The organism is Enterobacter sp. UNJFSC 003 (assembly GCF_036903355.1).
In the GTDB taxonomy this organism is placed as follows: Bacteria; Pseudomonadota; Gammaproteobacteria; order Enterobacterales; family Enterobacteriaceae; genus Enterobacter.
The window spans coordinates 101,194-127,439 of sequence record NZ_JBAKHK010000005.1 but is presented as its reverse complement, the minus strand read 5'-3'; the positions used below and the strand labels follow the sequence as shown (position 1 = coordinate 127,439).

At 53.2% G+C, this 26,246-nt stretch carries 22 protein-coding genes and 1 tRNA gene; 9 read left to right on the top strand and 14 right to left on the bottom strand.

The window, feature by feature from the left end:
* The first annotated feature begins 36 nt into the window (after positions 1 to 36).
* The gene (locus V5P19_RS14415; RefSeq protein WP_334404386.1) at positions 37 to 1,401 is read left to right on the top strand and encodes a hypothetical protein; all 1,365 of its coding nucleotides are present in this window, start codon (positions 37 to 39) and stop codon (positions 1,399 to 1,401) included.
* A gap of 4 nt (positions 1,402 to 1,405) precedes the next feature.
* On the opposite strand, the gene V5P19_RS14410 is transcribed toward V5P19_RS14415, so the two are convergent.
* Positions 1,406 to 2,590, bottom strand: coding sequence for an integrase arm-type DNA-binding domain-containing protein (locus V5P19_RS14410; protein WP_334404384.1), 1,185 nt, complete (start codon positions 2,588 to 2,590; stop codon positions 1,406 to 1,408).
* Positions 2,591 to 2,751: 161 nt separating this feature from the next.
* Positions 2,752 to 2,846: transfer RNA gene (locus V5P19_RS14405), tRNA-Sec, on the bottom strand.
* A gap of 289 nt (positions 2,847 to 3,135) precedes the next feature.
* On the opposite strand from V5P19_RS14405, the gene V5P19_RS14400 reads away from it, so the two are divergent.
* Positions 3,136 to 4,518 (top strand): glycoside-pentoside-hexuronide family transporter, encoded by a 1,383-nt coding sequence (locus tag V5P19_RS14400; protein ID WP_334404382.1) that lies wholly within the window; start codon positions 3,136 to 3,138, stop codon positions 4,516 to 4,518.
* A gap of 21 nt (positions 4,519 to 4,539) precedes the next feature.
* Complete coding sequence (yicI, locus tag V5P19_RS14395; protein ID WP_334404380.1) at positions 4,540 to 6,858, top strand: alpha-xylosidase; 2,319 nt, start codon at positions 4,540 to 4,542, stop codon at positions 6,856 to 6,858.
* 27 nt (positions 6,859 to 6,885) lie between these two features.
* On the opposite strand, the gene V5P19_RS14390 is transcribed toward yicI, so the two are convergent.
* Both V5P19_RS14390 and V5P19_RS14385 read right to left on the bottom strand, forming a co-directional pair.
* Positions 6,886 to 8,577, bottom strand: a complete 1,692-nt coding sequence (locus V5P19_RS14390; protein WP_334404378.1) for an AsmA family protein — start codon at positions 8,575 to 8,577, stop codon at positions 6,886 to 6,888.
* Between the two features lie 119 nt (positions 8,578 to 8,696).
* Entirely contained in the window at positions 8,697 to 10,088 is a 1,392-nt protein-coding gene (locus V5P19_RS14385; RefSeq protein ID WP_042714436.1) for an NCS2 family protein, read from the bottom strand.
* Between the two features lie 200 nt (positions 10,089 to 10,288).
* On the opposite strand from V5P19_RS14385, the gene gltS reads away from it, so the two are divergent.
* Positions 10,289 to 11,491, top strand: coding sequence for a sodium/glutamate symporter (gene gltS / locus V5P19_RS14380; RefSeq protein WP_334404372.1), 1,203 nt, complete (start codon positions 10,289 to 10,291; stop codon positions 11,489 to 11,491).
* Between the two features lie 3 nt (positions 11,492 to 11,494).
* Here gltS and recG read toward each other — a convergent pair whose 3' ends face one another.
* From recG to gmk, 5 genes are read right to left on the bottom strand one after another with little or no spacing between them, the layout of a single operon-like run.
* On the bottom strand, positions 11,495 to 13,576 hold the full coding sequence (recG, locus tag V5P19_RS14375; RefSeq protein ID WP_334404370.1) for an ATP-dependent DNA helicase RecG: 2,082 nt from the start codon (positions 13,574 to 13,576) through the stop codon (positions 11,495 to 11,497).
* 3 nt (positions 13,577 to 13,579) lie between these two features.
* Positions 13,580 to 14,269, bottom strand: a complete 690-nt coding sequence (gene trmH, locus V5P19_RS14370; protein ID WP_334404368.1) for a tRNA (guanosine(18)-2'-O)-methyltransferase TrmH — start codon at positions 14,267 to 14,269, stop codon at positions 13,580 to 13,582.
* A gap of 4 nt (positions 14,270 to 14,273) precedes the next feature.
* A complete protein-coding gene (gene spoT, locus V5P19_RS14365; protein WP_334404367.1) occupies positions 14,274 to 16,385 on the bottom strand; it encodes a bifunctional GTP diphosphokinase/guanosine-3',5'-bis pyrophosphate 3'-pyrophosphohydrolase in 2,112 nt (703 codons plus the stop codon).
* A gap of 19 nt (positions 16,386 to 16,404) precedes the next feature.
* A complete protein-coding gene (rpoZ, locus tag V5P19_RS14360; protein ID WP_000135058.1) occupies positions 16,405 to 16,680 on the bottom strand; it encodes a DNA-directed RNA polymerase subunit omega in 276 nt (91 codons plus the stop codon).
* 54 nt (positions 16,681 to 16,734) lie between these two features.
* The gene (gene gmk / locus V5P19_RS14355) at positions 16,735 to 17,358 is read right to left on the bottom strand and encodes a guanylate kinase (RefSeq protein WP_334404365.1); all 624 of its coding nucleotides are present in this window, start codon (positions 17,356 to 17,358) and stop codon (positions 16,735 to 16,737) included.
* A 251-nt stretch (positions 17,359 to 17,609) separates the two neighbouring features.
* Between gmk and ligB the strand changes: the two genes are divergently transcribed.
* Positions 17,610 to 19,280 carry an NAD-dependent DNA ligase LigB gene (ligB, locus tag V5P19_RS14350; RefSeq protein WP_334404363.1) on the top strand — a complete coding sequence of 557 codons (1,671 nt, stop codon included), beginning with the start codon at positions 17,610 to 17,612 and terminating at the stop codon, positions 19,278 to 19,280.
* On the opposite strand, the gene V5P19_RS14345 is transcribed toward ligB, so the two are convergent.
* A complete protein-coding gene (locus tag V5P19_RS14345) occupies positions 19,277 to 19,894 on the bottom strand; it encodes a trimeric intracellular cation channel family protein (RefSeq protein WP_334404361.1) in 618 nt (205 codons plus the stop codon). The two genes, ligB and V5P19_RS14345, sit on opposite strands and share 4 nt — an antisense overlap.
* A 205-nt stretch (positions 19,895 to 20,099) precedes the next feature.
* On the bottom strand, positions 20,100 to 20,963 hold the full coding sequence (locus V5P19_RS14340; protein WP_334404359.1) for a YicC/YloC family endoribonuclease: 864 nt from the start codon (positions 20,961 to 20,963) through the stop codon (positions 20,100 to 20,102).
* A 125-nt stretch (positions 20,964 to 21,088) separates the two neighbouring features.
* Here V5P19_RS14340 and rph point away from each other — a divergent pair, with 125 nt between their 5' ends.
* Complete coding sequence (gene rph, locus V5P19_RS14335) at positions 21,089 to 21,805, top strand: ribonuclease PH (RefSeq protein WP_163310189.1); 717 nt, start codon at positions 21,089 to 21,091, stop codon at positions 21,803 to 21,805.
* A 66-nt stretch (positions 21,806 to 21,871) separates the two neighbouring features.
* Entirely contained in the window at positions 21,872 to 22,513 is a 642-nt protein-coding gene (pyrE, locus tag V5P19_RS14330) for an orotate phosphoribosyltransferase (protein ID WP_334404356.1), read from the top strand.
* A 63-nt stretch (positions 22,514 to 22,576) separates the two neighbouring features.
* Here the strand turns inward: pyrE and slmA are convergent, their stop codons facing one another.
* The 3 genes from slmA to coaBC form a co-directional block, all read right to left on the bottom strand.
* On the bottom strand, positions 22,577 to 23,173 hold the full coding sequence (slmA, locus tag V5P19_RS14325; protein WP_334404355.1) for a nucleoid occlusion factor SlmA: 597 nt from the start codon (positions 23,171 to 23,173) through the stop codon (positions 22,577 to 22,579).
* Positions 23,174 to 23,292: 119 nt separating this feature from the next.
* The gene (gene dut / locus V5P19_RS14320) at positions 23,293 to 23,751 is read right to left on the bottom strand and encodes a dUTP diphosphatase (RefSeq protein WP_163324087.1); all 459 of its coding nucleotides are present in this window, start codon (positions 23,749 to 23,751) and stop codon (positions 23,293 to 23,295) included.
* Entirely contained in the window at positions 23,729 to 24,940 is a 1,212-nt protein-coding gene (gene coaBC, locus V5P19_RS14315) for a bifunctional phosphopantothenoylcysteine decarboxylase/phosphopantothenate--cysteine ligase CoaBC (RefSeq protein WP_334404628.1), read from the bottom strand. The genes dut and coaBC overlap by 23 nt, the downstream gene beginning before the upstream one ends.
* A 173-nt stretch (positions 24,941 to 25,113) precedes the next feature.
* Here coaBC and radC point away from each other — a divergent pair, with 173 nt between their 5' ends.
* Together radC and rpmB are read left to right on the top strand one after the other, a co-directional pair.
* Positions 25,114 to 25,779 carry a DNA repair protein RadC gene (radC, locus tag V5P19_RS14310; RefSeq protein ID WP_334404351.1) on the top strand — a complete coding sequence of 222 codons (666 nt, stop codon included), beginning with the start codon at positions 25,114 to 25,116 and terminating at the stop codon, positions 25,777 to 25,779.
* Positions 25,780 to 25,999: 220 nt separating this feature from the next.
* Complete coding sequence (gene rpmB / locus V5P19_RS14305) at positions 26,000 to 26,236, top strand: 50S ribosomal protein L28 (protein ID WP_002436699.1); 237 nt, start codon at positions 26,000 to 26,002, stop codon at positions 26,234 to 26,236.
* Positions 26,237 to 26,246: the final 10 nt, after the last annotated feature.

The window sequence follows — 26,246 nt, the reverse complement described above, 5'->3', positions numbered from 1 at the left end:
TAATTTAGGTAGTATTTAAACGAATTTGGAGAAGATATGGATAAAAATTTAATAGATTTTCTTTTGCAAAGTCAATTATATGACGATATTGATTCCTCACAGGTATATTCGAATGTTCCTGATTCAGATTTTGTGAGGTTGTTAGAGGAGTATTACAGTTATTCTTCAGAAGTGGATGCTCAAGCTAAGTATTTTCTGGAGGATGATGGTTTTTTGAATTTATATATGACGGATATAAATGATTCTAGTTTTTATTACAAGGCTCTTCTTAGCATTGATAATATAATAATTAATGATGAAATTATTGAGTGCTATTACCAAGCTAAACGCACGGATATCGATGAAACGATGAGTAATATGCTTTGGAAAAAGGATTCAAACATCATTCCAAAGTTAAAGTCTCAGGTGGCAAATTTTATAAATTTTATAAGAAAAAACAAAGATCTTATTGCTATAGGTTCTATACAGATTGTTGGGAGAAAATCGAGTGCGTATCACTATGTTACAAAGCAAGCTATGCTTCTGAATGATGCTGATGAGGAAAAGTTGCATGAAATGATATCCAATCCGGCTATTGTCAGCGAATATTTAAATGCTGCAAGTTATAGGAGTTGTAAGCGCCTATCTGCTGAAGGGCATATAAAAATACTAGACGCTCAAGAAATAAGTGATTTTATTATTATTAATTTGAGTGATTGTACTAGTGACTATGTGAATTGTTATAACTACTCTACAATGGAGGTTATTGATTATGATCAAAGTAGCGGGTTGTTGAGATTTCAAATAAAAAAAGACACACCTCCTGAGACTGAAGAAATTTTCAAGAACTGGGTCAAATCCTCCATTCACAGAACAATTTCTCAGCATTACAATAGTTTTTCTATAGATTATGGATTTGCCTATTATCTAAATTCATCATTCACAACTACATGTCCTTTTATTAATAAAATACTTCCTTATCTAAATGACGGTTCAAGTGTTATTCAAAAAATGGTTGAAGTTGATTCTCCAATATTGAATAATCTTTCAATTGATTATATCGCAAATGTCAAAAAAGACTATGGTGAGAGTTTTAATGCTTATAAGTTAATCCTTAAAGATATAGCTAGACGGATTCAATTTGCAAGTAGTGAACACGAGATAATAGGATTACATCAAGAGCTTAAAGAGAAAATTATAGATGAAGGTATGCCTGAAGTTAAAAAGGCAATAAAAGATATGAAAAAGAATGTTGTTTTAAATTCAGCTTTTGATTTTGGGTTGCTGGCGGTTGGGTTAACTACAATGCCAGCAAGTTTTCTTGCAGTAGCTTTGCAAGCAGGAAAAACAGTTTATGATTATAATAATAGAATGGCGGCGATTAAAAACCACCCATCCTATTTTATACTCAAATCAAAATGATTTATCATGCTGGCAATTTATAATATGCATATAAGTTGTCAGCATACCATTGCATCATTTCACTGCGTTTTTCAAAATATAGCGCATGATTATAAATGCCTCGTATACTGTTTTTATCAGCATGTGCTAACTGCATTTCAATCCATGCACTATCAAACCCCTGTTCATGTAAAATTGTCGACATTGTATGTCTAAAACCGTGACCGGTAGCACGTCCTTTGTAACCAAGTAACTCAATTACCTGTGACACACTTTCTTTTGAGATCGGTTTACTACGGTTGTTCCTGCCAATAAAAATATAAGGGTAGTGACCAGTAATAGGCTTGAGTTGCTTGAAAAGGTCGATTACCTGAGTAGAAAGCGGCACTATGTGAGGCCTGCGCATTTTCATCCTTTCTGCTGGGATTTCCCAAATACCTTTCTCAAGGTCAACTTTATCCCACGTAGCAAAGCGCATCTCTTGTGTTCGAACACCAGTTAGCATAACTATTTTTGTCGCATTCTTAGTGATGATGCTGCCGGTATACGCTTCAAGATCACGAATAAAATGAGGTAACTCTTCAGCGGATAAAAATGGATGATGCTTTTGCTTCGGAACGGTCAAAGCAATAGCCAAATCAGGAGCAGGATTGTATTCTGCGCGGCCAGTTATGATTGCATAGCGATAGACCTCGCCGCATCTTTGGCGCACTTTTCTGGTCTTCTCTAGTGCTCCACGCTTCTCTATTCGTCTCAATACTTCAAGCAGTTCTAACGGTTTGATTTCACTGATAGGGCGTTTGCCAATGAACGGGAACACATCTTGTTCAAATGTCTTAATGATTTCTTCGCGATAGGCCACTGTCCAGCGGTCAGCTTTGTTGGTGTGCCATTCTCGACATATGGCTTCGAATGAATTCTCTGTTGAGAGTTGCTGTGCCAGCTTTTGGGCTTTACGTTCTTCTACTGGGTCTATGCCGTTTGCTACCTGCTTACGAGCTGTATCGCGTTTCTCACGTGCTTCTGCAAGGCTCACAAGGTCGTAGCTGCCAAATGACATTAGCCGTGCTTTACCGGCAAAACGAAAGCGGAAGCGCCAGCCCTTTGAGCCGTCTGGATTGATGAGTAATGACAGGCCTTGACCATCGTTCAATGTGTAGGGCTTGTCTTGGGGCTTTGCTCGTTTAATTTGAATGTCTGTGAGAGGCATGTGTATAAGTCAAAAATGTGTATAAAAGATCTATACACATCACTATACATATTTTTCACGGATTCAGGGAGAACTTGTCGGACGTTTACGGATGAGTGATTTACTATGTATACTGAAAATAAAGGATTTTTATACGTTCTCGGATAGCGGCGGAGGAATTTTGGCGGAAGATCACAGGAGTCGAACCTGCCCGGGAACGCTGGCGCCCCCAACTGGATTTGAAATCCAGCCACCTCACCGGAGATGACGATCTTCCGCGCCTGCATTGCTACATGGAGGCGGGGCGCATTATAGCTACTTTCAGGCATTTACCACATACCCCAACACACTTTTTTCGCACCTCATTTGACCTGTACACCCTCCTTTCAGTTAATTCTTAAGAAAATCCTCAGGTTAGCATTTCGTGCTCAGCGACTTTTAACGCGATCACAAAAAAGAAGAAACGTAATCTGCTAACCAGAAAACGCAATACCCGCTCTTGAAACAATGGTTTAAAAACACGGTAACCGGTCTCAGCGCCCCCTACAGCGTGAAGGATACAAAAGATGAGCGAAGTATTGTCTGTTAAAGAGAAGATTGGCTACGGCATGGGTGACGCCGCCAGCCACATCATTTTCGATAACGTCATGTTGTACATGATGTTCTTCTATACCGATATCTTCGGCATTCCCGCCGGGTTTGTCGGAACGATGTTCTTGCTGGCGCGTGCGCTGGATGCCATTTCCGATCCGTGTATGGGCTTGCTTGCCGACCGCACCCGCAGCCGCTGGGGTAAATTCCGCCCGTGGATTATTTTTGGCGCTATCCCGTTTGGCATCGTTTGCGTGCTGGCGTACACCACGCCGGACCTCAGCCATAATGGCAAGCTGATTTATGCCGCCGTGACCTATACGCTGCTGACCCTGCTCTATACGGTCGTGAATATCCCTTACTGCGCGCTGGGCGGCGTGATCACCAATGACCCGACGCAGCGCATCTCTCTGCAGTCGTGGCGCTTTGTGCTCGCAACGGCGGGCGGCATGCTCTCCACGGTGCTGATGATGCCGCTGGTAAACCTGATTGGTGGCGAGGATAAAGCGTTTGGTTTTCAGGGCGGGATTGCCGTGCTGTCGGTGGTCGCATTTCTGATGCTGGCGTTCTGCTTCTTCACCACCAAAGAACGCATCCAGGTCCCGCCGAGCACCACCTCTATGCGTGAAGATCTGCGCGACATCTGGCACAACGACCAGTGGCGAATCGTCGGCGTGCTCACCATTCTCAACATCCTCGCCGTCTGCGTGCGCGGTGGGGCAATGATGTACTACTGCACCTGGATCATCGGCTCGCCGGAAATTTTCGTCGCGTTCCTCACGACCTACTGCGTCGGTAACCTGATTGGCTCGGCGCTGGCAAAACCGCTCACCGACTGGAAATGCAAAGTCAGCATCTTTTGGTGGACCAACGCCGCGCTGGCGGTGGTGAGCGCAGCGATGTTCTTCGTGCCGATGCATGCCACCGTCATCATGTTCACCTTCATCTTTGTTATTGGCGTGCTGCATCAGCTGGTGACGCCAATCCAGTGGGTGATGATGTCCGATACCGTCGACTATGGCGAGTGGACCAACGGCAAACGCCTTACCGGCATCAGCTTTGCGGGCACGCTGTTTGTGCTGAAGCTGGGCCTTGCACTCGGTGGCGCGATGATTGGCTGGATGCTGGCAGGTGGTGGCTATGACGCCGCAGCCAAAACCCAAAACAGCGCCACCCTCAGCATTATTATCGGCCTGTTTACCCTGGCGCCGGCGGTCTGCTACGTGCTGAGCGCCATTATCGCCAAACGCTACTACACGCTGAAAACCCCCTTCCTGACCAAAATCATGGGCGAACTGGCGCAGGGCGCGCGCCGCAACCAGCAGGCGTTTGAAACCCTGCAGGTCAGCAAAGAATGACAGAACTAAGAGGACGAAAGTATGAAAATCAGTGACGGAAACTGGCTTATTCAACCTGGCCTGAACGTGACCTATCCGGTCCAGGTATTTGATGTGGAACAGCAGGGCAACGACCTGGTGGTTTACGTGGCGCCACGCGACGTGCGCGAACGCGCCTGGCAGCTTGACAGCCTGATGTTTACGGTTCGCCTGTTTGCACCGCAGGAAGGCATTGTTGGGGTACGTATTGAACACTTCCAGGGCGCGCTGAACAATGGCCCGCACTTTCCGCTGAACGTGCAGAAAGACGTAAAGGTAGAGATTGAAAACAACGCGGCGTATGTCGAGCTAAAAAGCGGTAACGTCAGCGTGCGGGTCTCCAAAGGCGAATTCTGGGCGCTGGATTTCCTGCGTGACGGCCAGCGCATTACCGGCAGTCAGCTGAAAAACAACGGTTACGTACAGGACGACGCTAACGACCGTAATTACGTCTTTGAGCGCCTGGATCTGGGGGTGGGTGAAACGGTCTATGGCCTGGGCGAGCGCTTTACCGCGCTGGTGCGTAACGGGCAGACGGTCGACACCTGGAACCGTGACGGCGGCACCAGCACCGAGCAGTCGTACAAAAATATCCCGTTCTACCTGACGAACCGCGGCTACGGTGTGCTGGTGAATCACCCGGAAAACGTATCGTTTGAAATTGGCTCTGAGAAAGTCTCCAAAGTGCAGTTCAGCGTGGAGGGCGAGTACCTGGAGTACTTTGTGATCGACGGCCCTACGCCGAAAGAGGTGCTGAACCGCTATACGCAGTTCACCGGGCGTGCGGCGCTGCCGCCTGCGTGGTCGTTTGGCCTGTGGCTAACCACCTCGTTTACCACCAACTACGACGAAGCCACGGTGAACAGCTTTATCGACGGCATGGCCGAGCGCGACCTGCCGCTGCACGTGTTCCATTTTGACTGCTTCTGGATGAAGGCCTTCCAATGGTGTGATTTTGAGTGGGACCCGGCGACCTTCCCGGATCCAGAGGGAATGATCCGCCGCCTGAAAGAGAAAGGACTGAAGGTCTGCGTGTGGATCAACCCGTACATCGGCCAGAAATCGCCGATATTCCAGGCGCTGAAAGAGAAGGGCTACCTGCTCAAGCGTCCGGACGGTTCTTTGTGGCAGTGGGATAAATGGCAGCCCGGTCTGGCGATTTATGATTTCACTAACCCGGAAGCATGTCAGTGGTACGCCGAAAAGCTGAAAGGCCTGGTGGATATGGGGGTCGATTGCTTCAAGACTGATTTCGGCGAGCGTATCCCGACTGACGTCCAGTGGTTCGATGGCTCTGATCCGCAAAAAATGCACAACTATTACGCCTACATCTACAACGAACTGGTGTGGAACGTGCTGAAAGAGACGGTGGGTGAGGACGAGGCGGTGCTGTTTGCCCGTTCCGCGTCCGTTGGTGCGCAGAAGTTCCCGGTACACTGGGGCGGCGACTGCTACGCCAACTATGAATCGATGGCGGAAAGCCTGCGCGGCGGGCTGTCGATTGGTCTCTCCGGCTTTGGTTTCTGGAGCCACGATATCGGTGGATTCGAAAACACGGCGCCGGCACACGTCTACAAACGCTGGTGCGCGTTCGGGCTGTTCTCCAGCCACAGCCGCCTGCACGGCAGCAAGTCCTATCGTGTGCCATGGGCGTACGATGATGAGTCCTGCGACGTGGTGCGCCATTTCACTCAGTTGAAGTGCCAGATGATGCCGTATCTGTACCGTCAGGCGGCGCTGGCTCGTGAGTGTGGTACCCCGATGCTGCGTGCGATGATGCTGGAGTTCCCGGACGATCCCGCCTGCGATTACCTCGACCGGCAGTATATGCTCGGAGATTCGGTGATGGTGGCGCCCGTGTTCTCCGAGGCGGGAGATGTGCAGTTTTATCTGCCGGAAGGTCGCTGGACGCATCTGTGGCTCAACGACGAAATCCTGGGCAGCCGCTGGCATAAACAGCAGCATGATTTCCAGAGCCTGCCGGTGTATGTGCGCGACAACACCCTGCTGGCGTTGGGCAACAACAATCAGAAACCGGATTACGCGTGGAACGACGGGACGGCTTTCCAGCTGTTTAACCTGAGCGATGGCGCAACGGCGGTGAGTGACGTTCCAGCAGCGGATGGTTCGGTGGCGTTTACGCTGAAAGCCACACGTAGCGGCGACATGGTGACTCTTAAGGGCACAGGCGAGGCGCGGAACTGGTCGGTTTGCTTGCGCAACGTGCAGAAGGTGAGCAGCGTGAAAGGCGGTTCACAAGCCGGTAGCGAGTGGGGCGTGGTAGTGAAAGCAGAGGGGAATGAGGCGATCGTTTACCTCTGAATCCCCTTAACTTAAACCCTCTCCCTTTTAGGGAGAGGGTTGAGTCGATACCGCTCCCGCCACCATCGTCTGCTGTATCTGCTGTTTATCCATATTTACCGCATTCAGCTTGCCGTTTACCGTGGGCTTCAGCGGGGCTTTGGACTGCACGCTGCCGCTGGCAGTGATCTGCACGTTACCGTCACCCGTAATCGGTAGCTCTGGCCAGCCCCAATGCTGAACCACGTTTAGTGGCACACCGCGCCCGTTAAGGCTGACGGTAGTTTGCCGCTGCGGAAGTTGCGAAACCGTTGCGGTGGCCTCCAGGATCCCTTTTTCAGTAAAGGCACTCAGCTCGGTAATGTTGACCGTGGCGGCGTTGGCATTCAGCGCCAGCGACGGGCGACGCACGTCGACACGGTTGAAGGTAGCAGCCGCGCCGTTGAGCGTGGCGTTACCGCCCCACACGCCCCACTGATGGTCTTTTACCATTTGCAGATTGGCACCGTATCCATCAAGCGAGGTGATCTGCCACGGGAACGACGGATCGATATCAATCACCAGGTTACGGCTAAGGCCGAATTTTTTCAGCGTCAGGCTGTTCAGCCATTCAGGAAGTCGATCCATCCACAGCGTTTTCCAGTTTTCAGGTAGGGTGTATTCCAGACCCGCGATAGCGGCATCGTCCAGTACCAGCGCCTTACCGTCGCGCAGCCAGTTGCCTGAGGTGCGCACCATGCCGCCTTCCCAGCGAGAGGTAAACTGGCGCAGGGCAATACCGTTTGGAGAGAATTCTGCATTCAGGATCGGGTCGTACAGATGCAGTGAACCATAGATAAATTCGCTGGCATTCATCGATAAACGCCCCTCCTGGCTTTGCCAGTCGCCTTTGCTCAGCGTCAGGTTGCGCAGGCTGAGGTCGAGATCGGTCACCGCCCAGTCCGGCCCCTGAAGGCGAGCGTCGGTGACCTCCAGCCGTCCAATCTGCAGGGAAGGCACGGTACTCATGGGGGTGAAGAAATCCATCAGCGATTTATCGCTCTGCAGGCGGATCTCATTCAGCCGCAGGGTGTCTATAACCCAGCTGCCGTCGGCATTGCGCAAAGCGGATCCCGTAAGCGAGCCGCGCGCCATGTCAGCGCCGATGGTGTTCAATACCACTTCTTTGCCGTTGAGCTGGCCCTGAATCAGTACGTTACTGGCTGGTACCCCGTTGAGGGTGAGCGAACCCGCACTCATTTGAATCTGCGCATTTTTGCCCAAGACGTTACCTGCTTCTGGCTGCCACGGGCTGACGCCGCCTGTCACTTTTTGCGCGCTCAGATCCCATTCAGTGTTCGGGCTGTTAAAAGCCATATTATTCAATTGCAAACGGTCGGCCTGGAACGGCAGCGGCGCGGTCTGCGGAGAAAGATTTAGCGTGCCATCGAACAGGGTGATGGTGTCCATATGGAGAGGATCGGTGACCTGACGACTGCTTAAACCAATATCGACTTTTTTAGCAACCAGCGTAGCGGGCTTGCCGTCACGGCCAAAGGTGACGTTTTCCAGGATGATGTGGGAAGGCGACGAAAAACGGTGATCCATCAGGTCGAAGTTGAGTTCGTAATCGGTATTCACCGTTACCCAACTGCTGACCTGGGACGCGCCCCAGCGGGTCTGGAGCAGAATATAGAATGCCAGCACCACAACGAGCACGGCTACCAGTAAATAGATGAGCAGCTTTCCAATAAATTTCATGGTCTTCCATCCCGTGAAACGCACATAGAGGAGTTATGCACGATTTATGCGCAATCCTCAAGGCGGGAATGGTGTAAAGAGATGTCACGGCAGGCGTTGACTGCCTGCCGTGATGGGGATCAATTTTTTTCAGGCGGGAAAACGAGGTTCAGTACGATAGCGGTGATACCACCTGCCGCAATGCCGGAAGAGAGCAAGTTTTTCACCCAGTCCGGCGCAAACTGCAGGATCAATGGCTGCTGAGAAACGCCCAGACCGACGGCCAGCGACAGCGCAATAATCATAATGGCGCGACGGTTCAGCGGCTCGCGGGAAACGATACGCACGCCGGATGCGGCGATGGTGCCGAACATCACCAGCGTTGCGCCGCCCAGTACCGGCTCGGGAATGTGCTGCACAAAGCCGCTTACTGCCGGGAACAAGCCAAGAACAATGAGCATCAGCGCGACCACAAAGCCGACGTAGCGGCTTGCAACGCCGGTCAACTGGATCACCCCGTTGTTCTGCCCGAAGCAGGAGTTCGGGAAGGTGTTGAATACCGCAGAGACAAACGAGTTAAGACCGTTTGCCAGCACGCCGCCTTTCAGGCGTTTCATGTACAGCGGCCCGGAAACCGGCTGTTCAGAGACGTCGGACGTGGCGGTGATATCACCGATGGTTTCCAGGGAGGTAATCATAAAGACCAGCATCAACGGCAGCAGCAGACCCCAGTCAATCCCCAAACCGTAATAGAGCGGGGTCGGGATGGTGATCAGCGCGGCATTAGTAGGTGCCGTGTTCTGCGGCAACATGTCCAGCGCCCACGCCATCAGATAACCGGCCGCCATGGCGATCACCAGCGATGCTACGCGCAGGTACGGGTTACGCTGGCGGTTAAGCAGAATGATAATAGCCAGTACCACTCCGGCCAGCAGCAGGTTCTTAGGTGCGCCGAAGGTGTGGTCACTCATTGCCGCATAACCCCCGCCGATGGAGGTCAGGCCGACCTGGATCAGCGACAGGCCGATAATCATCACGACGACACCGGATACCAGCGGGGTGATCACGCGACGTGCCAGGTGCAGTACGCGAGAGATCACCATCTCCGTACAGCTTGCCAGCATCAATGTGCCGAACAGTGCTGCCATCATCGTCGGAACGTCCGCTCCGCCGGTTTTCAGCGCCGTGCCACCCATAATCAGCGGGGCGACAAAGTTAAAGCTGGTGCCCTGGATCGACAGCAGTCCTGACCCCACCGGACCCCAGGCTTTAATTTGAATAATAGAGGCTACGCCGGAGGCAAAAAGCGACATGCTGATGATGTGTTGAGTGTCCTGAGCGGGTAAACCGAGCGCCTGACAGATCAGCAGCGCCGGGGTGATCACCGCAACAAACATCGCCAGGAGATGCTGACAGGCGGCGAACAGCGTCTGCGGCAGCGGTGGACGGTCTTCAAGGCGGTAAATCAATTCGCTATTTTGCTTCTGCGCAATCGGTTGCGCATCGGGAGACTCTATGGTGTTAACGGACATCGGCGGCAATCCCACGGTGGAAAAGCGGGCATTTTATCTGACCACCTGGTAAAAGCAAACGATTGCCAGCGAAAATTAATGTAATAGCCACCCTTGAGGTATGGCTTTTCCCGTGTCGATGTCAGAAAGTCCCCTACAATTTCCAATAAGAGCGCGTAGTGCCGCGTGAAAAGGCTGCGTGCGCATAACAGGAACTGCTTATGATCCAACTCGATACCTTATCCACTCTTGTTGCCGCAACGCTGGTGCTTCTGCTCGGGCGCAAGCTGGTGCACGGCATTCCGTTACTTAAGAGGTACACAATTCCGGAACCCGTCGCGGGCGGGCTGCTGGTGGCTATCGCGCTATGGGCGTTGAAAAAAAGTATGGATCTGGAGTTTGGTTTCGATATGTCGCTCAGAGATCCGCTGATGTTGGCGTTCTTCGCGACCATTGGCCTGAATGCGAACCTGGCCAGCCTGCGGGCGGGCGGTAAAGTGTTGGGCCTTTTCCTGGTGGTGGTCATCGGGCTGCTGCTGATGCAAAACCTGATTGGGCTCAGCATGGCGTACCTGCTGGGCTTGGATCCGCTCATGGGCTTGCTTGCAGGCTCCGTGACATTGCTCGGCGGCCACGGCACGGGAGCCGCCTGGGGTGAAGTGTTTGTCGAGCAGTACGGGTTTGAGAATGCGATGGAGGTGGCGATGGCCTGCGCCACCTTTGGCCTGATTCTGGGAGGGTTGCTCGGCGGGCCGGTGGCGCGGTATCTGGTGAAACACTCGCCAACGCCAGAAGGCATCCCCGACGACACGCTGGCACCAACGACCTTCGAAAAACCGGATGCCGAACGGACTATTTCCTCGCTGGTATTGATTGAAACCATCGCATTAATCGCGATTTGCCTGACCGCAGGCAAATTTATTGCGCAATGGCTGGCCGGTACGGCATTTGAATTACCGACCTTCGTCTGCGTGCTTTTTGTCGGGGTTTTGCTGAGTAACGGCCTGGCGATGCTCGGCTTCTACCGTGTTTTTGAGCGGGCGGTGTCGGTCATGGGCAATGTCTGCCTATCGCTGTTCCTGGCAATGGCGCTGATGAGCCTTAAGCTGTGGGAGCTGGCCTCGCTGGCGCTGCCCATCTTCGCCATTCTGGCCGTGCAAACTCTGTTTATGGCGTTTTATGCCATCTTTGTTACCTGGCGGGTGATGGGGAAAAACTACGATGCGGCGGTTCTGGCGGCGGGTCATTGTGGATTTGGACTGGGCGCAACGCCTACAGCCATCGCCAATATGCAAGCCATTACCGAGCGTTTCGGCCCATCGCACATTGCGTTTCTGGTGGTACCGATGGTCGGGGCGTTCTTTATTGATATCGTTAATGCAATTGTGATCAAGCTGTACCTGATGCTGCCGATGTTCGGCTAACCGTCAGGCGTTGGAATACCGCTCGGTTTCCGGCATCCAGCGTTCAATTAGCGCTGCCGCTTGCTCAGGGTAGCGTTCATGAATATGTCGGGCCAGACGTTGAACTTCGGGGATCATGGCCTGATCGCGCAGTAAGTCGGCAACCTTAAATTCGGCGTTACCCGTCTGACGCGTCCCCAGCAGCTCACCCGGGCCACGTATCTCCAGGTCTTTTTGCGCAATCACGAAGCCGTCGTTGCTGTCGCGCAACACCTGCAAACGCATCTGCGCCGTTTTTGAGAGCGGCGCTTTATAGAGCAGTACGCAGTGAGAGGCCACCGCGCCACGTCCGACGCGCCCACGCAGCTGGTGGAGCTGGGCAAGACCCAGACGTTCCGGGTTTTCGATGATCATCAGGCTGGCATTCGGCACATCCACGCCGACTTCAATGACCGTGGTCGCAATCAGCAGATGTAACTCACCCTGCTTGAACGCCTGCATCACCGCCTGTTTCTCGGCGGGTTTCATGCGCCCGTGTACCAGCCCCACGTTCAGTTCCGGCAGGGCAAGCTTAAGTTCTTCCCACGTCGCTTCAGCGGCTTGCGCCTCAAGCAGTTCCGACTCTTCAATCAGGGTGCAAACCCAGTACGCCTGACGGCCTTCATGAGTACAGGCGTTGCGCACGCGGTCGATGATATCGCTGCGGCGGGTATCCGGAATGGCCACGGTTGTGACCGGCGTACGGCCCGGCGGCAGTTCATCGATAGTTGATGTATCCAGGTCTGCGTAGGCCGTCATCGCCAGGGTACGCGGAATAGGCGTGGCGGTCATGATCAGCTGATGCGGGTGGAAGCCCTGTTGCTGCCCCTTTTCCCACAGCGCCAGACGCTGGTGCACACCGAAGCGATGCTGTTCGTCGATAATCACCAGCGTGAGGCCGTTAAACTGTACCTGCTCCTGGAAGATAGCGTGTGTACCGACAATCATCTGCACCTGACCGCTGGCGATAGCATCCTGTTGCGCAAGACGGGCTTTGCCCTTTTGCTTCCCGGCGAGCCAGCCTACTTCAACGCCGAGCGGGGCGAACCAACTGCGGAAGTTATTGGCATGCTGTTCAGCGAGCAGTTCGGTCGGTGCCATCAGCGCCACCTGCTTGCCGTGGGCAATGGCGCGCAGTGCAGCCAGTGCGGCAACCAACGTTTTACCGGAACCTACGTCACCCTGCACCAGACGCATCATCGGTACATCAAGCGCCATATCGCGTTCAATCTCGGCGGTGACGCGCGCCTGCGCACCGGTGGGTTTAAACGGCAGGGAGGCCAGCAGCTTATCTTTGAGTTCATTACGAGGGCTTAAGGGCTGGGCATGAAAACGCTGCGCGCCCGCACGAAGCGCCAGCATGCTCAGATTATGAGCCAGTAATTCCTCAAGGATAAGACGCTGTTGGGCAGGGTGTTTGCCGCTTTCTAAATCACTGAGCTGCAGGGATGGCGGCGGGCGATGGAGGGTGCGTATTGCTTCCGGCAGACTCATCATCCCCTGCGCCAGTTCCGGTGGGAGCAGTTCGGTTATGGCGCAGGTATCGAGCAGTTCCAGCGCCTGATCGGTAAGCTTGCGTAGTGTCGCCTGCTTAATACCTTCAGTTGTGGGGTAAACCGGGGTGAGCGTTTCCTGCAGTTCCGGCATGCTCAAATCGCCCTGTACGCGGTACTCGGGGTGGATCATCTCGGCCCCGTATTTACCGCGTTTGGCTTCCCCATAGGCCAACACCCTGCGACCCGTCGCCAGGCTATTTTTCATCGCTGCGTTGAAGTTGAAAAAGCGCATGGTGAGAATGCCGGTGCCGTCGCTGATCTGACAGGTCATCATCCGGCGTCCGCCAAAGGTGATATTACAGTTCAGCACTTCGCCTTCAACGGTGGCGTAAATAGCAGGAAGCAGATCGCCAATCTTATAAAGCTGAGTACGATCTTCGTAACGCAGGGGGAGGTGAAGCAGCAGATCCTGCACGGTATGCAGGCCAATTTTTGCCAGTTTGCTGCTTTGCGCCGCGCCCACGCCCGTCAGGCTATTGAGCGGAATGGCATCCAGCAGGCGGCCTTTCATCGGTTATCCTGCGAACTGCATGGTAGACCACCACTCGGCATCGGCTTCAATTTCGCCCTGCGCGTTGACGTGGGGATAAGGCAATTGTTTTTGCTTCGCGACACGAGCCAGAACTGGATAACCCCCTTCAAACAACAGGCGCTGCTGTTCGTCTTCCGGCAGCATGCTGTTACTGCGCTTATACATGCTGGCGTTTTGACGCTGGCGCTGTGCTTCGTACAGAATGAGCGCGGAAGCCACGGAAACGTTCAGGGACTGCACCATGCCGATCATCGGGATAATGATGTCCTGATCCGCCAGATCCAGCGCTTCCTGAGAGATCCCGGTTTTTTCCTGGCCCATCAAAATGCAGGTCGGACGGGTGTAGTCGATCTCGCGGAAATCAACGGCCTTATCGGACAGGTTAGTGGCAAGGATCTGCATACCACGCCCTTTCAGGTGCGATACGGCATCGCTAATCGTCTGGTGGTTTTTTACGGATACCCAGCTGTTACTGCCTGCGGCAGCCGAAACCAGGTTACGCATGCGGGGGCCAGGCCAGACGGCGTGCACTTCATGCACGCCGACGGCATCTGCAGTACGAACAATAGCAGAAACGTTATGAGGTTTATGGACCTGCTCCATGCAAACCGTCAGATCAGGCTGACGCCTGGCGAGCATTTCGCAGATCCGTGCATAACGTTGTGAATTCATAAAACTAGTTTCGGTTACGGGTGACTTTGATGACGTCCGGCATTACGCGGATCTTGCGCATAATGTTCGCCAGATGCACGCGGTCACGAGCAGTCAGGCGAATAAAGGCGCTGTAGACGCGGCCATCTTTTTCTTCTGTATTCAGGCTTTGAATATTGGAAGAAGCCGTGTTGATCGCTGCCGTCAGATTCGCCAGGGCACCCTGGTGATTGAACATATCCACCTTGATTTCGGTGATAAATTCCTGCGCTGTCTCTTTATCCCACTCAACCGCCATGAACTTCTCCGCCTCTTTCTGATAGCCGCGGATGTTACGACAGGATTCGTGATGGATGACCAACCCTTTGCCTGGGCTGACGTGCGCAATAATCGGGTCGCCCGGAATTGGACGGCAACATTTTGCGAAGGTGATCAGCACGCCGTCCGCGCCTTTGATCGGCAGATGACCATGACCTTGCGTTGCGGGCTGTGCAGAGGCATCAGCCTGCTGTAGATTCTTCGCCACTACAACGCTCATGGCATTGCCTAGGCCGATCTCTGCCAGCAGATCGTCAAGCGAGGCGAGCTTCATGCGCTCCAGCTCGTGCTGGATGTTCTCTGGTGGGATTTCGGCCAGCTTGCGGCTACCGCCCAAAGCGTGGTTGAGCAGACGACGCCCAAGGCTGACGGAGTCATCGCGCTTAAGATTTTTCAGTAACTGACGGATTTTGGCGCGCGCTTTAGAACTCACGACAAAATTCAGCCAAGCCGCGTTCGGACGTGCGCCTGGCGCGGTAATGATTTCCACCGTCTGGCCGCTGGAAAGCGGCTGAGACAGCGGATAAGGCTGTCTGTCGACGCGCGCGCCCACGCAGGCGTGACCGATATCGGTATGCACGGCGTAAGCGAAGTCGACCGGTGTTGCACCAGCAGGCAGTTCGACAATGCGCCCTTCTGGTGTGAAAACGTAAATCTCATCTGGGAAGAGATCGGATTTTACGCTCTCGATAAATTCAAACGAGCTACCTGCGCTCTGCTGCAGCTCCAGCAGACTCTGCATCCAGCGCTGGGCGCGGATTTGCGCCGTAGTGCTGCTTTCGCCACCGTGCTCTTTATAAGCCCAGTGTGCGGCAACACCCATCTCTGCCATCTGATCCATGTCTTCGGTACGGATTTGCACTTCAACAGGCACGCCGTGTGGTCCGATCATCGAGGTATGCAAAGATTGATAGCCGTTCGCTTTTGGAATGGCGATGTAATCCTTCATGCGACCCGGACGCGGTTTATACAGGCTATGCATCTGCCCGAGCACGCGATAGCACGTGTCAGAGTCGTGGACAATTACGCGGAACGCGTAGATGTCCATGATCGAATGAAAACGCTGCTCTTTGAGCACCATTTTGCAGTAGATGGAGTAAAGATGTTTTTCGCGACCGCTGACGCGGCATGGAATGCCCGCTTCCTGCAAACGCCCTTCAATTTCCGAGAGGATCTTTTGAATCATCTCTTTACGGTTACCGCGTGCGGCTTTCACCACCTCTTTGATCACGCGATAGCGGTTAGGGTATAACGCTTCAAAACCCAGCTCTTCAAGCTCGGTTTTAATGTGATGAATACCTAAACGGTGCGCCAGCGGACTGTAGATTTCGAGGGTTTCACGGGCAATTCGGCGACGTTTGTCTGGGCGGAGTGAGCCCAGCGTACGCATATTGTGGGTACGGTCAGCGAGTTTGATGAGAATGACGCGGATATCCTGCACCATCGCCATAATCATCTTGCGGAAGTTTTCGGCTTGCGCCTCTTTCTTATCGCGGAAATTAAGCTTATCGAGCTTAGACACCCCTTCCACCAGTTCGGCAACGCTTTTGCCGAACAGCTGTTCCATGTCCTGGTAAGTGGCAGGGGTATCTTCAATCACGTCATGCAGCAGGGCGGCCATAAGCGTTTCATGGTCGAGTTTCATCTCGGCCAGGATACAGGCTACCGCTACCGGGTGCGTGATGTAGGGTTCACCGCTTGAACGTGTCTGGCCCTCGTGAGCGTCACGTGCAACGAGATACGCCTGCCGAAGACGTTTAATCTGGTCTTCAGGCAGGTAGGTTTGAATCAGTTGATTCAGGCTTTCAAACAGATACAAGGGCGACCCGCAGGTTTAATTAACGACGACCTTCAGCAATGGCGGTTACGGCCTGCAGTTCTGCGGCTTCCTGCTCTTGCTGCTCCTGGCGCTCACGTACGTCGAGGATCTGGTTGTTGATCAGACCTTCTTCGATTTCGCGAAGTGCAATAACGGTGGTTTTATCGTTTTCTTCCGGTACCAGCGGATCTTTGCCGCCTACCTGCATCTGACGAGCGCGACGCGCGGCGACCAGCACCAGGTCAAAACGGTTACCAATTTTCTCTACAGCGTCCTGAACAGTTACGCGTGCCATACTTAAAATGCTCCACAGGTGAAGAAATGACTGGGCATGATACTGAATGTGGGTTCAGTCTGCCAACAGTTTGGTGATTAATGCGTCATGTCGCTGCTTCTGGCGGCTCATACGCAGACGTTCTGCACGAAGAATGGTTTTGAGATCGCTCAGCGCGGCATCAAAATCATCATTCACAATAAGGTAATCATATTCAGCGTAATGGCTCATTTCTGCAACTGCCTGCTCCATACGCTTTGCAATCACCTCTTCGCTGTCCTGACCGCGGCCACGCAGGCGGCGATCCAACTCATCTTTCGACGGCGGTAAAATAAAGATACTGCGCGAATCAGGCATTTTCTTACGAATCTGCGCAGCGCCCTGCCAGTCGATATCCAGGAACACATTTACACCGGTCGCCAGAATCTGCTCAATGGTTTCGCGCGAGGTTCCGTAGTAGTTACCGAAAACTTCTGCGTGTTCAAGAAACGCGTCTCTGCCAATCATCGCTCTGAATTCGTCGTGATTCACAAAGAAATAGTGTTCACCGTGCACCTCACCCGGACGCGGTGCTCGCGTGGTGTGAGAAACAGAAACCTGTGTGTCGTACAACGGTTGGGTTTTTAACAGTGCCTGAATAAGGCTGGATTTACCCGCGCCACTAGGGGCAGAAACAATATAAAGCGTGCCTTGAGCCATGAGAGTCTTTTGTATGTGTTAGCGAAGAAGTCCTACATACGGGCTTATTATACACGTCGCCGCACCGTGACGTAGCCTTTGTCACACTTTTTCCCCTGGATAATTAAATTTTGCGTGCCGTTTTCAAGTTTTACATGCGCTTTGCAGCAATAAAAATAAACGCTGGATAGGGTCTCGCAGAGTCAAAGATTGCCGTTAGCGTTGTTCCAGTCGCCGCGTTATACCTCTGGCAATGCAAAGGAGGGATTTCGATGTGGCGATGGATTAGCGGGGTAATGCTGTTGTGGTGCGGATATAGCGTGGCGGTGTGTCCGGTATGGTCGCAGGCAAAAGCTGAAAAAGAGATTGCGGCATTAAGTGCACAAATTAAACGCTGGGATGACGCTTATTGGAAGCTGGGGGTAAGTGAAGTTAATGACGACGTTTATGACCAACTCAACGGCCGGTTGACGCAGTGGCAGCACTGCTTTGGCGGCGATCTTTCCTCTGACAAACTTCCCGTTCTTGTGGGGCGTGTTAACCACCCAGTAGCGCATACGGGGGTTCACAAAGTATCCAGCAAGCAGGAGATTCGCCAGTGGATGCATGCCCGCCGCAATCTCTGGATGCAACCAAAAGTGGACGGCGTGGCGGTGACGCTGGTGTACCGGGACGGAAAGCTCGCCCAGGCCATTAGCCGCGGCGATGGGCTAAAAGGCGAAGACTGGACAGCGAAGGTCCGTTCTATACCCTCGGTACCGCAAAATGTGACCGGTGCGCTCGCAAACAGCGTGTTACAGGGCGAGCTTTTCTGGCTGCGTGAAAAACACATACAGCGACAAATGGGCGGAATGAATGCGCGTGCAAAAGTGGCGGGCGCATTGATGCGGCAAACGGACAACACGCTTTTGAGTCAGATAGGTGTGTTTATCTGGTCTTGGCCGGACGGACCGAAAGATATGCCGAATACGTTGTCAGCGCTATCACATGCCGGATTCACGCTTACGGCCCCTTATACGTTAGCCGCAGAGTCTGTTGAAAGTGTAGAGAAACAGCGTACGTCATGGGAAAGCGCGGAATTACCCTTTGCCACGGACGGCATTGTGGTGCGTGCAGCGGACGTCCCGCCCGGTGAAAGCTGGCTCCCTGGTGAAGGTGACTGGGTGGTTGCGTGGAAATACACGCCCGTCGCAAAAATCGCGGAGGTGAGAGATGTTCATTTTACCGTGGGGCGAACGGGCAAGGTCTCTGTTATTGCGTTACTTGAACCCGTTCAACTGGATGATAAGCATGTTCAACGGGTTAGCCTGGGGTCGGTTGGGCGCTGGCAAAACCTGGATATCGCACCGGGGGATCAGGTACTGGTGAGCCTTGCGGGGCAGGGTATTCCCCGGCTCGATAAGGTGGTCTGGCGCGGAGCAGACAGACACAAGCCGCAACCACCGGCCTCGCAATATCATGCACTGAGCTGTTTTTATGCCTCGCCGGAATGTATGGAGCAATTCTTTGCCCGTTTAACGTGGATCGGTTCAAAGCAGGGGCTGAATATTGACGGATTAGGCGAGTCCGGATGGCGCACTCTCTGGCAAGCACGTCAATTTGAACATATCTTTTCGTGGCTGGGCTTAACGCAAGAGCAACTCCAGGCCACGCCGGGAGTGTCCACCACTCGTGGGCTGGCACTGTGGCATCAGTTTAATTTGGTGCGTAAGCAGCCCTTTATTCGCTGGATCGTGGCGATGGGCGTGCCGCTAAGCAAAACAACGCTGGATGCTGCCGGCGTGACGTCGTGGCAAGCAATGAACCAGCGCAGTGCCGCTGACTGGCAAGCCTTACCGGGAACAGGAGAGGAGAAGGCGCGGCAAATCATCCGCTGGATGCACTCGCCGCAGGTTGATGCACTGGCAAAGTGGCTTGCCGACCAGCACATCAGCGGGTTTTAGTGTGCGTTGTGCTTGTAGTGGAACACGGGGAGTCCTAGCTTCAGACGCAGCGCGAGCATACGTGTGGTAAAACCAAACAGCAGCGTGGCGATGACCACCACATCATGGTTAGACACATAATGCTGAAGGGCAACATAAAGCACTGCTGCGGCAAATGAGATACCGGCATACAGCTCTTTCTGAAAGACCAGCGGAATGCGTTTGCAGAACATATCGCGCAGCACGCCGCCAAATACCCCGGTTATTACCGCCGCAATGGTCGCGATAACCGGGCCTTCACCCATATCGAGTGCGATCTGTGCGCCGATGATTGAAAAAACGATAAGCCCAAGCGCATCAAGCACGAGAAACAGACGGCGCAGGTGAGGCATAACGGGTGCCAGAATGGTGGTTAATACGGCAGCAGTGGCCACGATAATGACGTATTCAGGGTTTTTAACCCAGCCGAGCGGATAGTGGCCTAACAGGATATCGCGCACGGAACCGCCGCCCAGTGCGGTCGCGGTGGCAATAATTATCACGCCGAAGGTGTCCATACGGCGACGTCCGGCGGCGAGTGCGCCGGTCATGGCTTCAGCGGTGATGCCGATAAGATAGAGAATGTGAAGCAGCATAAAACCTCCGGGATGAAGGCGTGGAGGTTAGCGTTTTGTGCATACGATCACGATTGAGATTTTCTAAAGTGATTGAGTTTGCCCTAGATAATTTTATCAACATAATAGAGGGAAGGTTGATACAGGGTGGTAAGGTAAGAAAAATTATTAAATAAAGGATTAGAAATAGTAATGGGTGGTGATTTCAGACACCACCCAAAATGCGCTACTCGATATTCTGGATCTGCTCGCGCATCTGCTCAATCAGCACTTTCAGCTCAATGGCCGAGTTGGTGACTTCAGCGTTGATCGATTTTGAGGCCAGCGTGTTCGACTCGCGGTTGAACTCCTGCATCATAAAATCGAGGCGACGGCCCACAGCTTCTTTCTTTTTCAGAATGTTGTAGGTCTCTTTGACGTGTGCTTCAAGGCGATCCAGCTCTTCGGCCACGTCAACGCGCTGTGCCATCAGCACAAGCTCTTGTTCCAGACGGGTATTTTCCAGCTGGACTTCTGCTTCTTCCAACTTGGACACCAGGCGTTCGCGCTGCCACTGCAGGACTTCTGGCATATGCGTGCGGACTTTAGCCACTTCAGTGCTCACGCCCTCAAGACGTTGCTCGATCATGGCTTTCAGCGCCTGTCCTTCGGTTTCGCGGGCAACGATAAAATCGTCCAGGGTGCCGTCGAGGGCAGCAAGAATTTCAGTGGTTATCGCGTCCAGATCCTGTTCACCAGCGGCCATTACGCCAGGCCAGCGCAGAATATCAACCGGATTGATTTCGCCTTCGTCGCTTTGCATTTTGACCCAGTTCGCGGCATTCACGAGCTGTTTTGCCAACTTTTCGTTGAGGATCAGCTCGCCTTGCGCGCTGGCATCCGGTTCAAAACGCAGGTTACATTCCACTTTACCGCGTGTCAGACGAGAACGAATACGCTCACGCACCACTGGTTCCAGGCTGCGGAACTGCTCCGGCATACGGAAATATGTTTCAAGATAGCGCTGGTTTACCGAGCGCATTTCCCAGGTAGCGCTACCCCAGCTACCCTTGATTTCACGCCGGGCGTAGGCGGTCATACTGCGGATCATAGACATTCCCGTTTTTGAAGGAGAGATGGGGGGATTATAGCTTTCAGGGGCTTCACAGGATAGGAATAAGCGCCCTTTATCCGTATAATGCGCAGCCACATTCGTTTCAAGCCGGAGAATTCATCATGCGTCCATCAGGTCGTAGCGCCAATCAGGTGCGTCCCGTTACACTGACCCGAAACTATACAAAACACGCTGAAGGCTCTGTGCTCGTTGAGTTCGGTGACACCAAAGTGCTGTGCACTGCCTCCATTGAAGAAGGCGTTCCACGTTTCCTGAAAGGTCAGGGCCAGGGCTGGATCACCGCTGAATACGGTATGCTGCCACGTGCAACCCATACCCGTAATGCCCGTGAAGCGGCGAAGGGTAAGCAGGGTGGCCGTACCATGGAGATTCAGCGTCTGATCGCGCGCGCGCTGCGCGCTGCAGTGGATCTGAAAATTCTCGGCGAATTTACCATTACTCTGGACTGTGACGTTATCCAGGCGGATGGTGGCACGCGTACTGCATCGATTACCGGTGCATGCGTGGCGCTGGCGGATGCTCTGAACAAGCTGGTTGCTGCCGGTAAGCTGAAAACCAACCCGATGAAAGGGATGGTTGCTGCGGTTTCCGTCGGTATTGTGAACGGTGAAGCGCTTTGCGATCTGGAATACGTTGAAGATTCTGCCGCTGAGACAGACATGAACGTGGTGATGACCGAAGACGGCCGCATCATTGAGGTGCAGGGTACGGCAGAAGGCGAGCCGTTCACGCACGAGGAGCTTCTCACCTTGTTGGCTTTGGCCCGAGGGGGAATCGAATCTATCGTAACGTCGCAGAAGGCGGCGTTAGAAAATTGATTTTAAAGGCGACTGATGAGTCGCCTTTTTTTTGCCTTTAAGACAGAAAACCAAAGGAGCGAATCCATGAAATCGTATCAGCGCCAGTTTATTGAGTTTGCGCTTAACAAGCAGGTACTTAAGTTTGGCGAGTTTACGCTGAAATCCGGGCGTAAAAGCCCCTATTTCTTCAATGCCGGCCTGTTTAATACCGGGCGCGATCTGGCATTGTTAGGCCGTTTCTATGCCGAAGCGCTGGTCGATTCAGGGATTGATTTTGACCTGCTGTTTGGCCCAGCCTATAAAGGGATCCCGATTGCGACCACCACGGCGGTTGCCTTGGCCGAACATCACGATCGCGACGTGCCTTACTGCTTTAACCGCAAAGAGGCCAAAACCCACGGTGAGGGGGGCAACCTGGTAGGCAGCACGCTGCAGGGCCGCGTGATGCTGGTGGATGATGTGATCACTGCAGGCACCGCGATTCGCGAATCCATGGAGATTATTCAGGCCAACGGCGCTACGCTCGCGGGTGTTCTGATTTCTCTGGATCGTCAGGAGCGTGGCCGCGGTGAAATCTCTGCCATCCAGGAAGTTGAGCGTGATTACAGCTGCAAAGTCACGTCAATCATCACTTTGAAAGACCTGATTGCGTATCTGGAAGAGAAGCCAGAGATGGCGGACCATCTGGCTGCGGTGCGCGAGTATCGCGAAGCATACGGCGTGTAATGGCATGGCCCGGTAGCGCTTGCTGCGTTTACCGGGCCTACGGGTTACGTAGGCCAGATACGGTTACTGCAATTGTGCTGCAACTAACGGCCAACGCGCGTCAAAATCTTCCGTTGGACGGTATTTGAATTCACTGCGCACAAAGCGAGAAAGCATACCTTCACAAAACGCCAGGATCTGGCTTGCCAGTAGCGTTTCATCGACAGTGTAACCTTCGCCTTCACGCATTTTCTTTTCGCGCAAAACCTGACGCAGCTGCGCTTCAATGCGCTCGAAAAGCTGATTAATGCGCCCCTGCAGGCGGTCCTGCTCAAACATCAGCGCGTGGCCGGTCAGAATACGGGTTAAACCCGGATTGCGTTCACCAAAGCCCAGAATTAACAGCATTATCAGACGCAGACGGGCGGTGGTGTCCTTTTCGTCTTTCAAAATCAGGTTGATTCGCGTGATCAGGCTGTCTTCGATAAACTCGATCAAACTGTCGAACATCCTGGTTTTACTTGGAAAATGACGATAAAGCGCCGCCTCTGAAACGCCTACGGAGGCGGCCAGTTTTGCGGTGGTGATGCGTTGGCTGCCATCGCTGGATTCAAGCATCAGCGCCAGAGATTGAAGTATTTCTTCGCGACGATTCCTTTTCGCGGTTTGTTTTTCTGCCATGTTACAAAATACCCCTGAAAATAAGCACTGCCAGGCTGGCATCCACACAGCGACCGCAAACTACCGTTTGCGGTTTGTTATGACATTATGGCGCTGTGAGATACGTATCTGTCGGGCGACTATTTGCGCCCGGAATGGCCGAAGCCGCCTTCGCCACGGTCGGTAGCGTCAAAGTCTGCCACCAGGTTAAATTCTGCCTGCACCACCGGGACAAAGACCATTTGCGCGATACGTTCGCCCGGTTCGATGGTAAAGCTGTCCTGACCACGGTTCCAGACGGACACCATCAGCTGGCCCTGATAATCAGAATCGATCAGGCCGACCAGGTTACCCAGCACGATGCCATGCTTATGGCCCAGCCCTGAACGTGGCAGAATCACTGCCGCCAGGGACGGGTCAGCAATGTGAATTGCCAAGCCTGTCGGAATCAGAGTGGTTGCGCCCGGAGCCAGTTCTACGGCGTCATCGAGACAGGCGCGCAGGTCAAGACCGGCTGAGCCGGAGGTGGCATAAGTTGGCAGCGGAAATTGCTCACCAACACGCGGGTCCAGAATCTTAACGTCGATTTTTTTCATCATAACGGGTAACGATCTCGTCCAGTAATTGTTGGCCCAGGAGTTCTTTGCGCTCAAGCGGTAAGCGTTTATCTCCATCCTGCCAGAAAAGGTGCAGTGCGTTGCTGTCGCTGTTGAATCCTTGTGTGGCCAGCGATACGTCGTTCGCGCAAATCAAATCGAGGTTTTTGCGGGTACGTTTTTGCCGGGCATATTCTTCCACATTATTTGTTTCTGCGGCAAACCCAACAACGTATGGACGATGGCTTTTTAATGCGGCGACACCGGCAACAATGTCCGGGTTTTTCACCATTTTTAGTGTTAATTCATCGCCTTGCTTTTTGATTTTTGCGTCCGAAATGGTCTCAGCGCGGTAATCAGCAACGGCTGCGCAGCCGATAAAAATTTGCTGGCTTTGTGCGTGAGCCTGCACGGCAGCTTCCATTTCCAGCGCGGTGGTGACGTCAATACGCTGCACAAACGGTGGGGTAGGCAACGAAACCGGACCGCTCACCAGCGTGACGTTAGCGCCACGTTTAGCGGCGGCTGCCGCGATGGCAAAGCCCATTTTACCGGAGCTGTGGTTGGTAATGTAGCGCACCGGGTCCAGCGGCTCACGTGTAGGACCCGCGGTAATCATGATGTTGAGATGTTGCAGATCGTTGACAGGCGAAAAATGTGCAGCGGCCATATCAACAATTGTTAGTGGATCAAGCATGCGCCCCGGACCCACATCGCCACAAGCCTGGCTACCGCTGTCTGGACCCCAAATCAGCAAGCCGCGTGAAGTCAACGTCTCCAGATTGTGCTGAGTGGCGGCGTTACGGTACATCTGCTGATTCATGGCAGGCACGACGGCGACAGGTGCGGGGGTAGCCAGACAAATGGTCGAGACCAGATCGTTTGCCATGCCAGCCGCAACGCGGGCAATTAAATCTGCCGTGGCAGGGGCAAGGATCACCAGGTCTGCCCATTTTCCAAGCTCGATATGGCCCATTGCGGCTTCTGCTGCCGGGTCAAGTAGGCTGTCAGATACCGGGTATCCTGAAACGGCCTGCAGGCTCAGGGGAGTGATAAAGGCTTTGCCACCTTCGGTTATCGCGACCCGCACGTCGGCCCCGCGCTCGCGCAGACGACGCACCAGCTCCGGCGCTTTATAGGCCGCAATGCCGCCGCTTACGCCAAGAACGATTTTTTTACCAGCCAGGCTCATCATGATTCTTTCCTGTTGGGTTTCACCAGAGAGCCGGCATTTTATCACAATCGCCAAAATGGGGGCATTTTGTCCTTTGTTCACTTTGCGAGGCGTTACGCAAGAAAGAAACGACACCGTCGAGCGCCGGGTTTGCCTGTGGCAGCATGATGGCAAACAGAAGGAGACAGGGCATGGAAGAGATGGAACTGCTGTTACCGCGTGAAAAAATGCTGCGTTATGGCGTCACGTTGCTGAAGGATGACGAGTTGCTGGCGCTCTTTTTGCGCACGGGGACGCCAGGGAAAACGGTCTTTACGCTGGCGAAAGATCTCATTGACCATTTTGGTTCACTGTATGGTTTGCTGACCGCCGAACTGGCGGCGTTTGAGCACGTCGAGGGCATTGGTGTGGCGAAATATGCACAGCTTAGGGGCATCGCTGAACTTGCTCGCCGTTTTTACAATGTCCGACTGGAGGAGGTAGATCCAGTACTGACGCCTGCTGGCGCGCGTGAATTCCTGCAAAGCCAGTTGGCCGATGCAGAGCGTGAGATCTTCATGGTGATCTTTCTCGACAACAAAAATCGGATACTGAAGCATAGCCATCTGTTTTCGGGGACATTGAGTCATGTTGAGGTGCATCCGCGTGAAATTGTGCGGGAAGCGATAAAAGTGAATGCAGCCGGCGTGATCCTCGCGCATAATCATCCCTCTGGCTGTGCAGAACCGAGCAGAGCTGACAAAGAAATCACCAAACGCATTATCAAATGCTGTCAATTCATGGACATTCGTGTGCTGGACCATCTGATAATAGGCCGCGGAGAGTACATTTCTTTTGCAGAACATGGTTGGATTTAGACCATTTCACGCGATCCATTGGGATCTTTGTCTGTTCGGGACTTGAGCACACCGCCGAGTCAGCGTATACTACGCCACCTTTGAGAATCTCGGGTTTGGCATTTGGGCCTGGCAATCGAGAGTTCAATAGAACTGCGCGATGACCAGGCTGTAAAAAAGCCTGACGAGGCGCCGATACCCCATACGAAGCTCGAGCTAATTTGATTTTTGGAGAATAGACATGTCCCGAGTCTGCCAAGTAACTGGCAAGCGTCCGGTGACCGGTAACAACCGTTCCCACGCACTGAACGCGACTAAACGCCGTTTCCTGCCGAACCTGCACTCTCACCGTTTCTGGGTTGAGAGCGAGAAGCGTTTTGTCACCCTGCGTGTATCTGCTAAAGGTATGCGTGTTATTGATAAGAAAGGCATCGATACAGTTCTGTCTGAACTGCGTGCCCGTGGCGAAAAGTACTAAGTACTTAAAG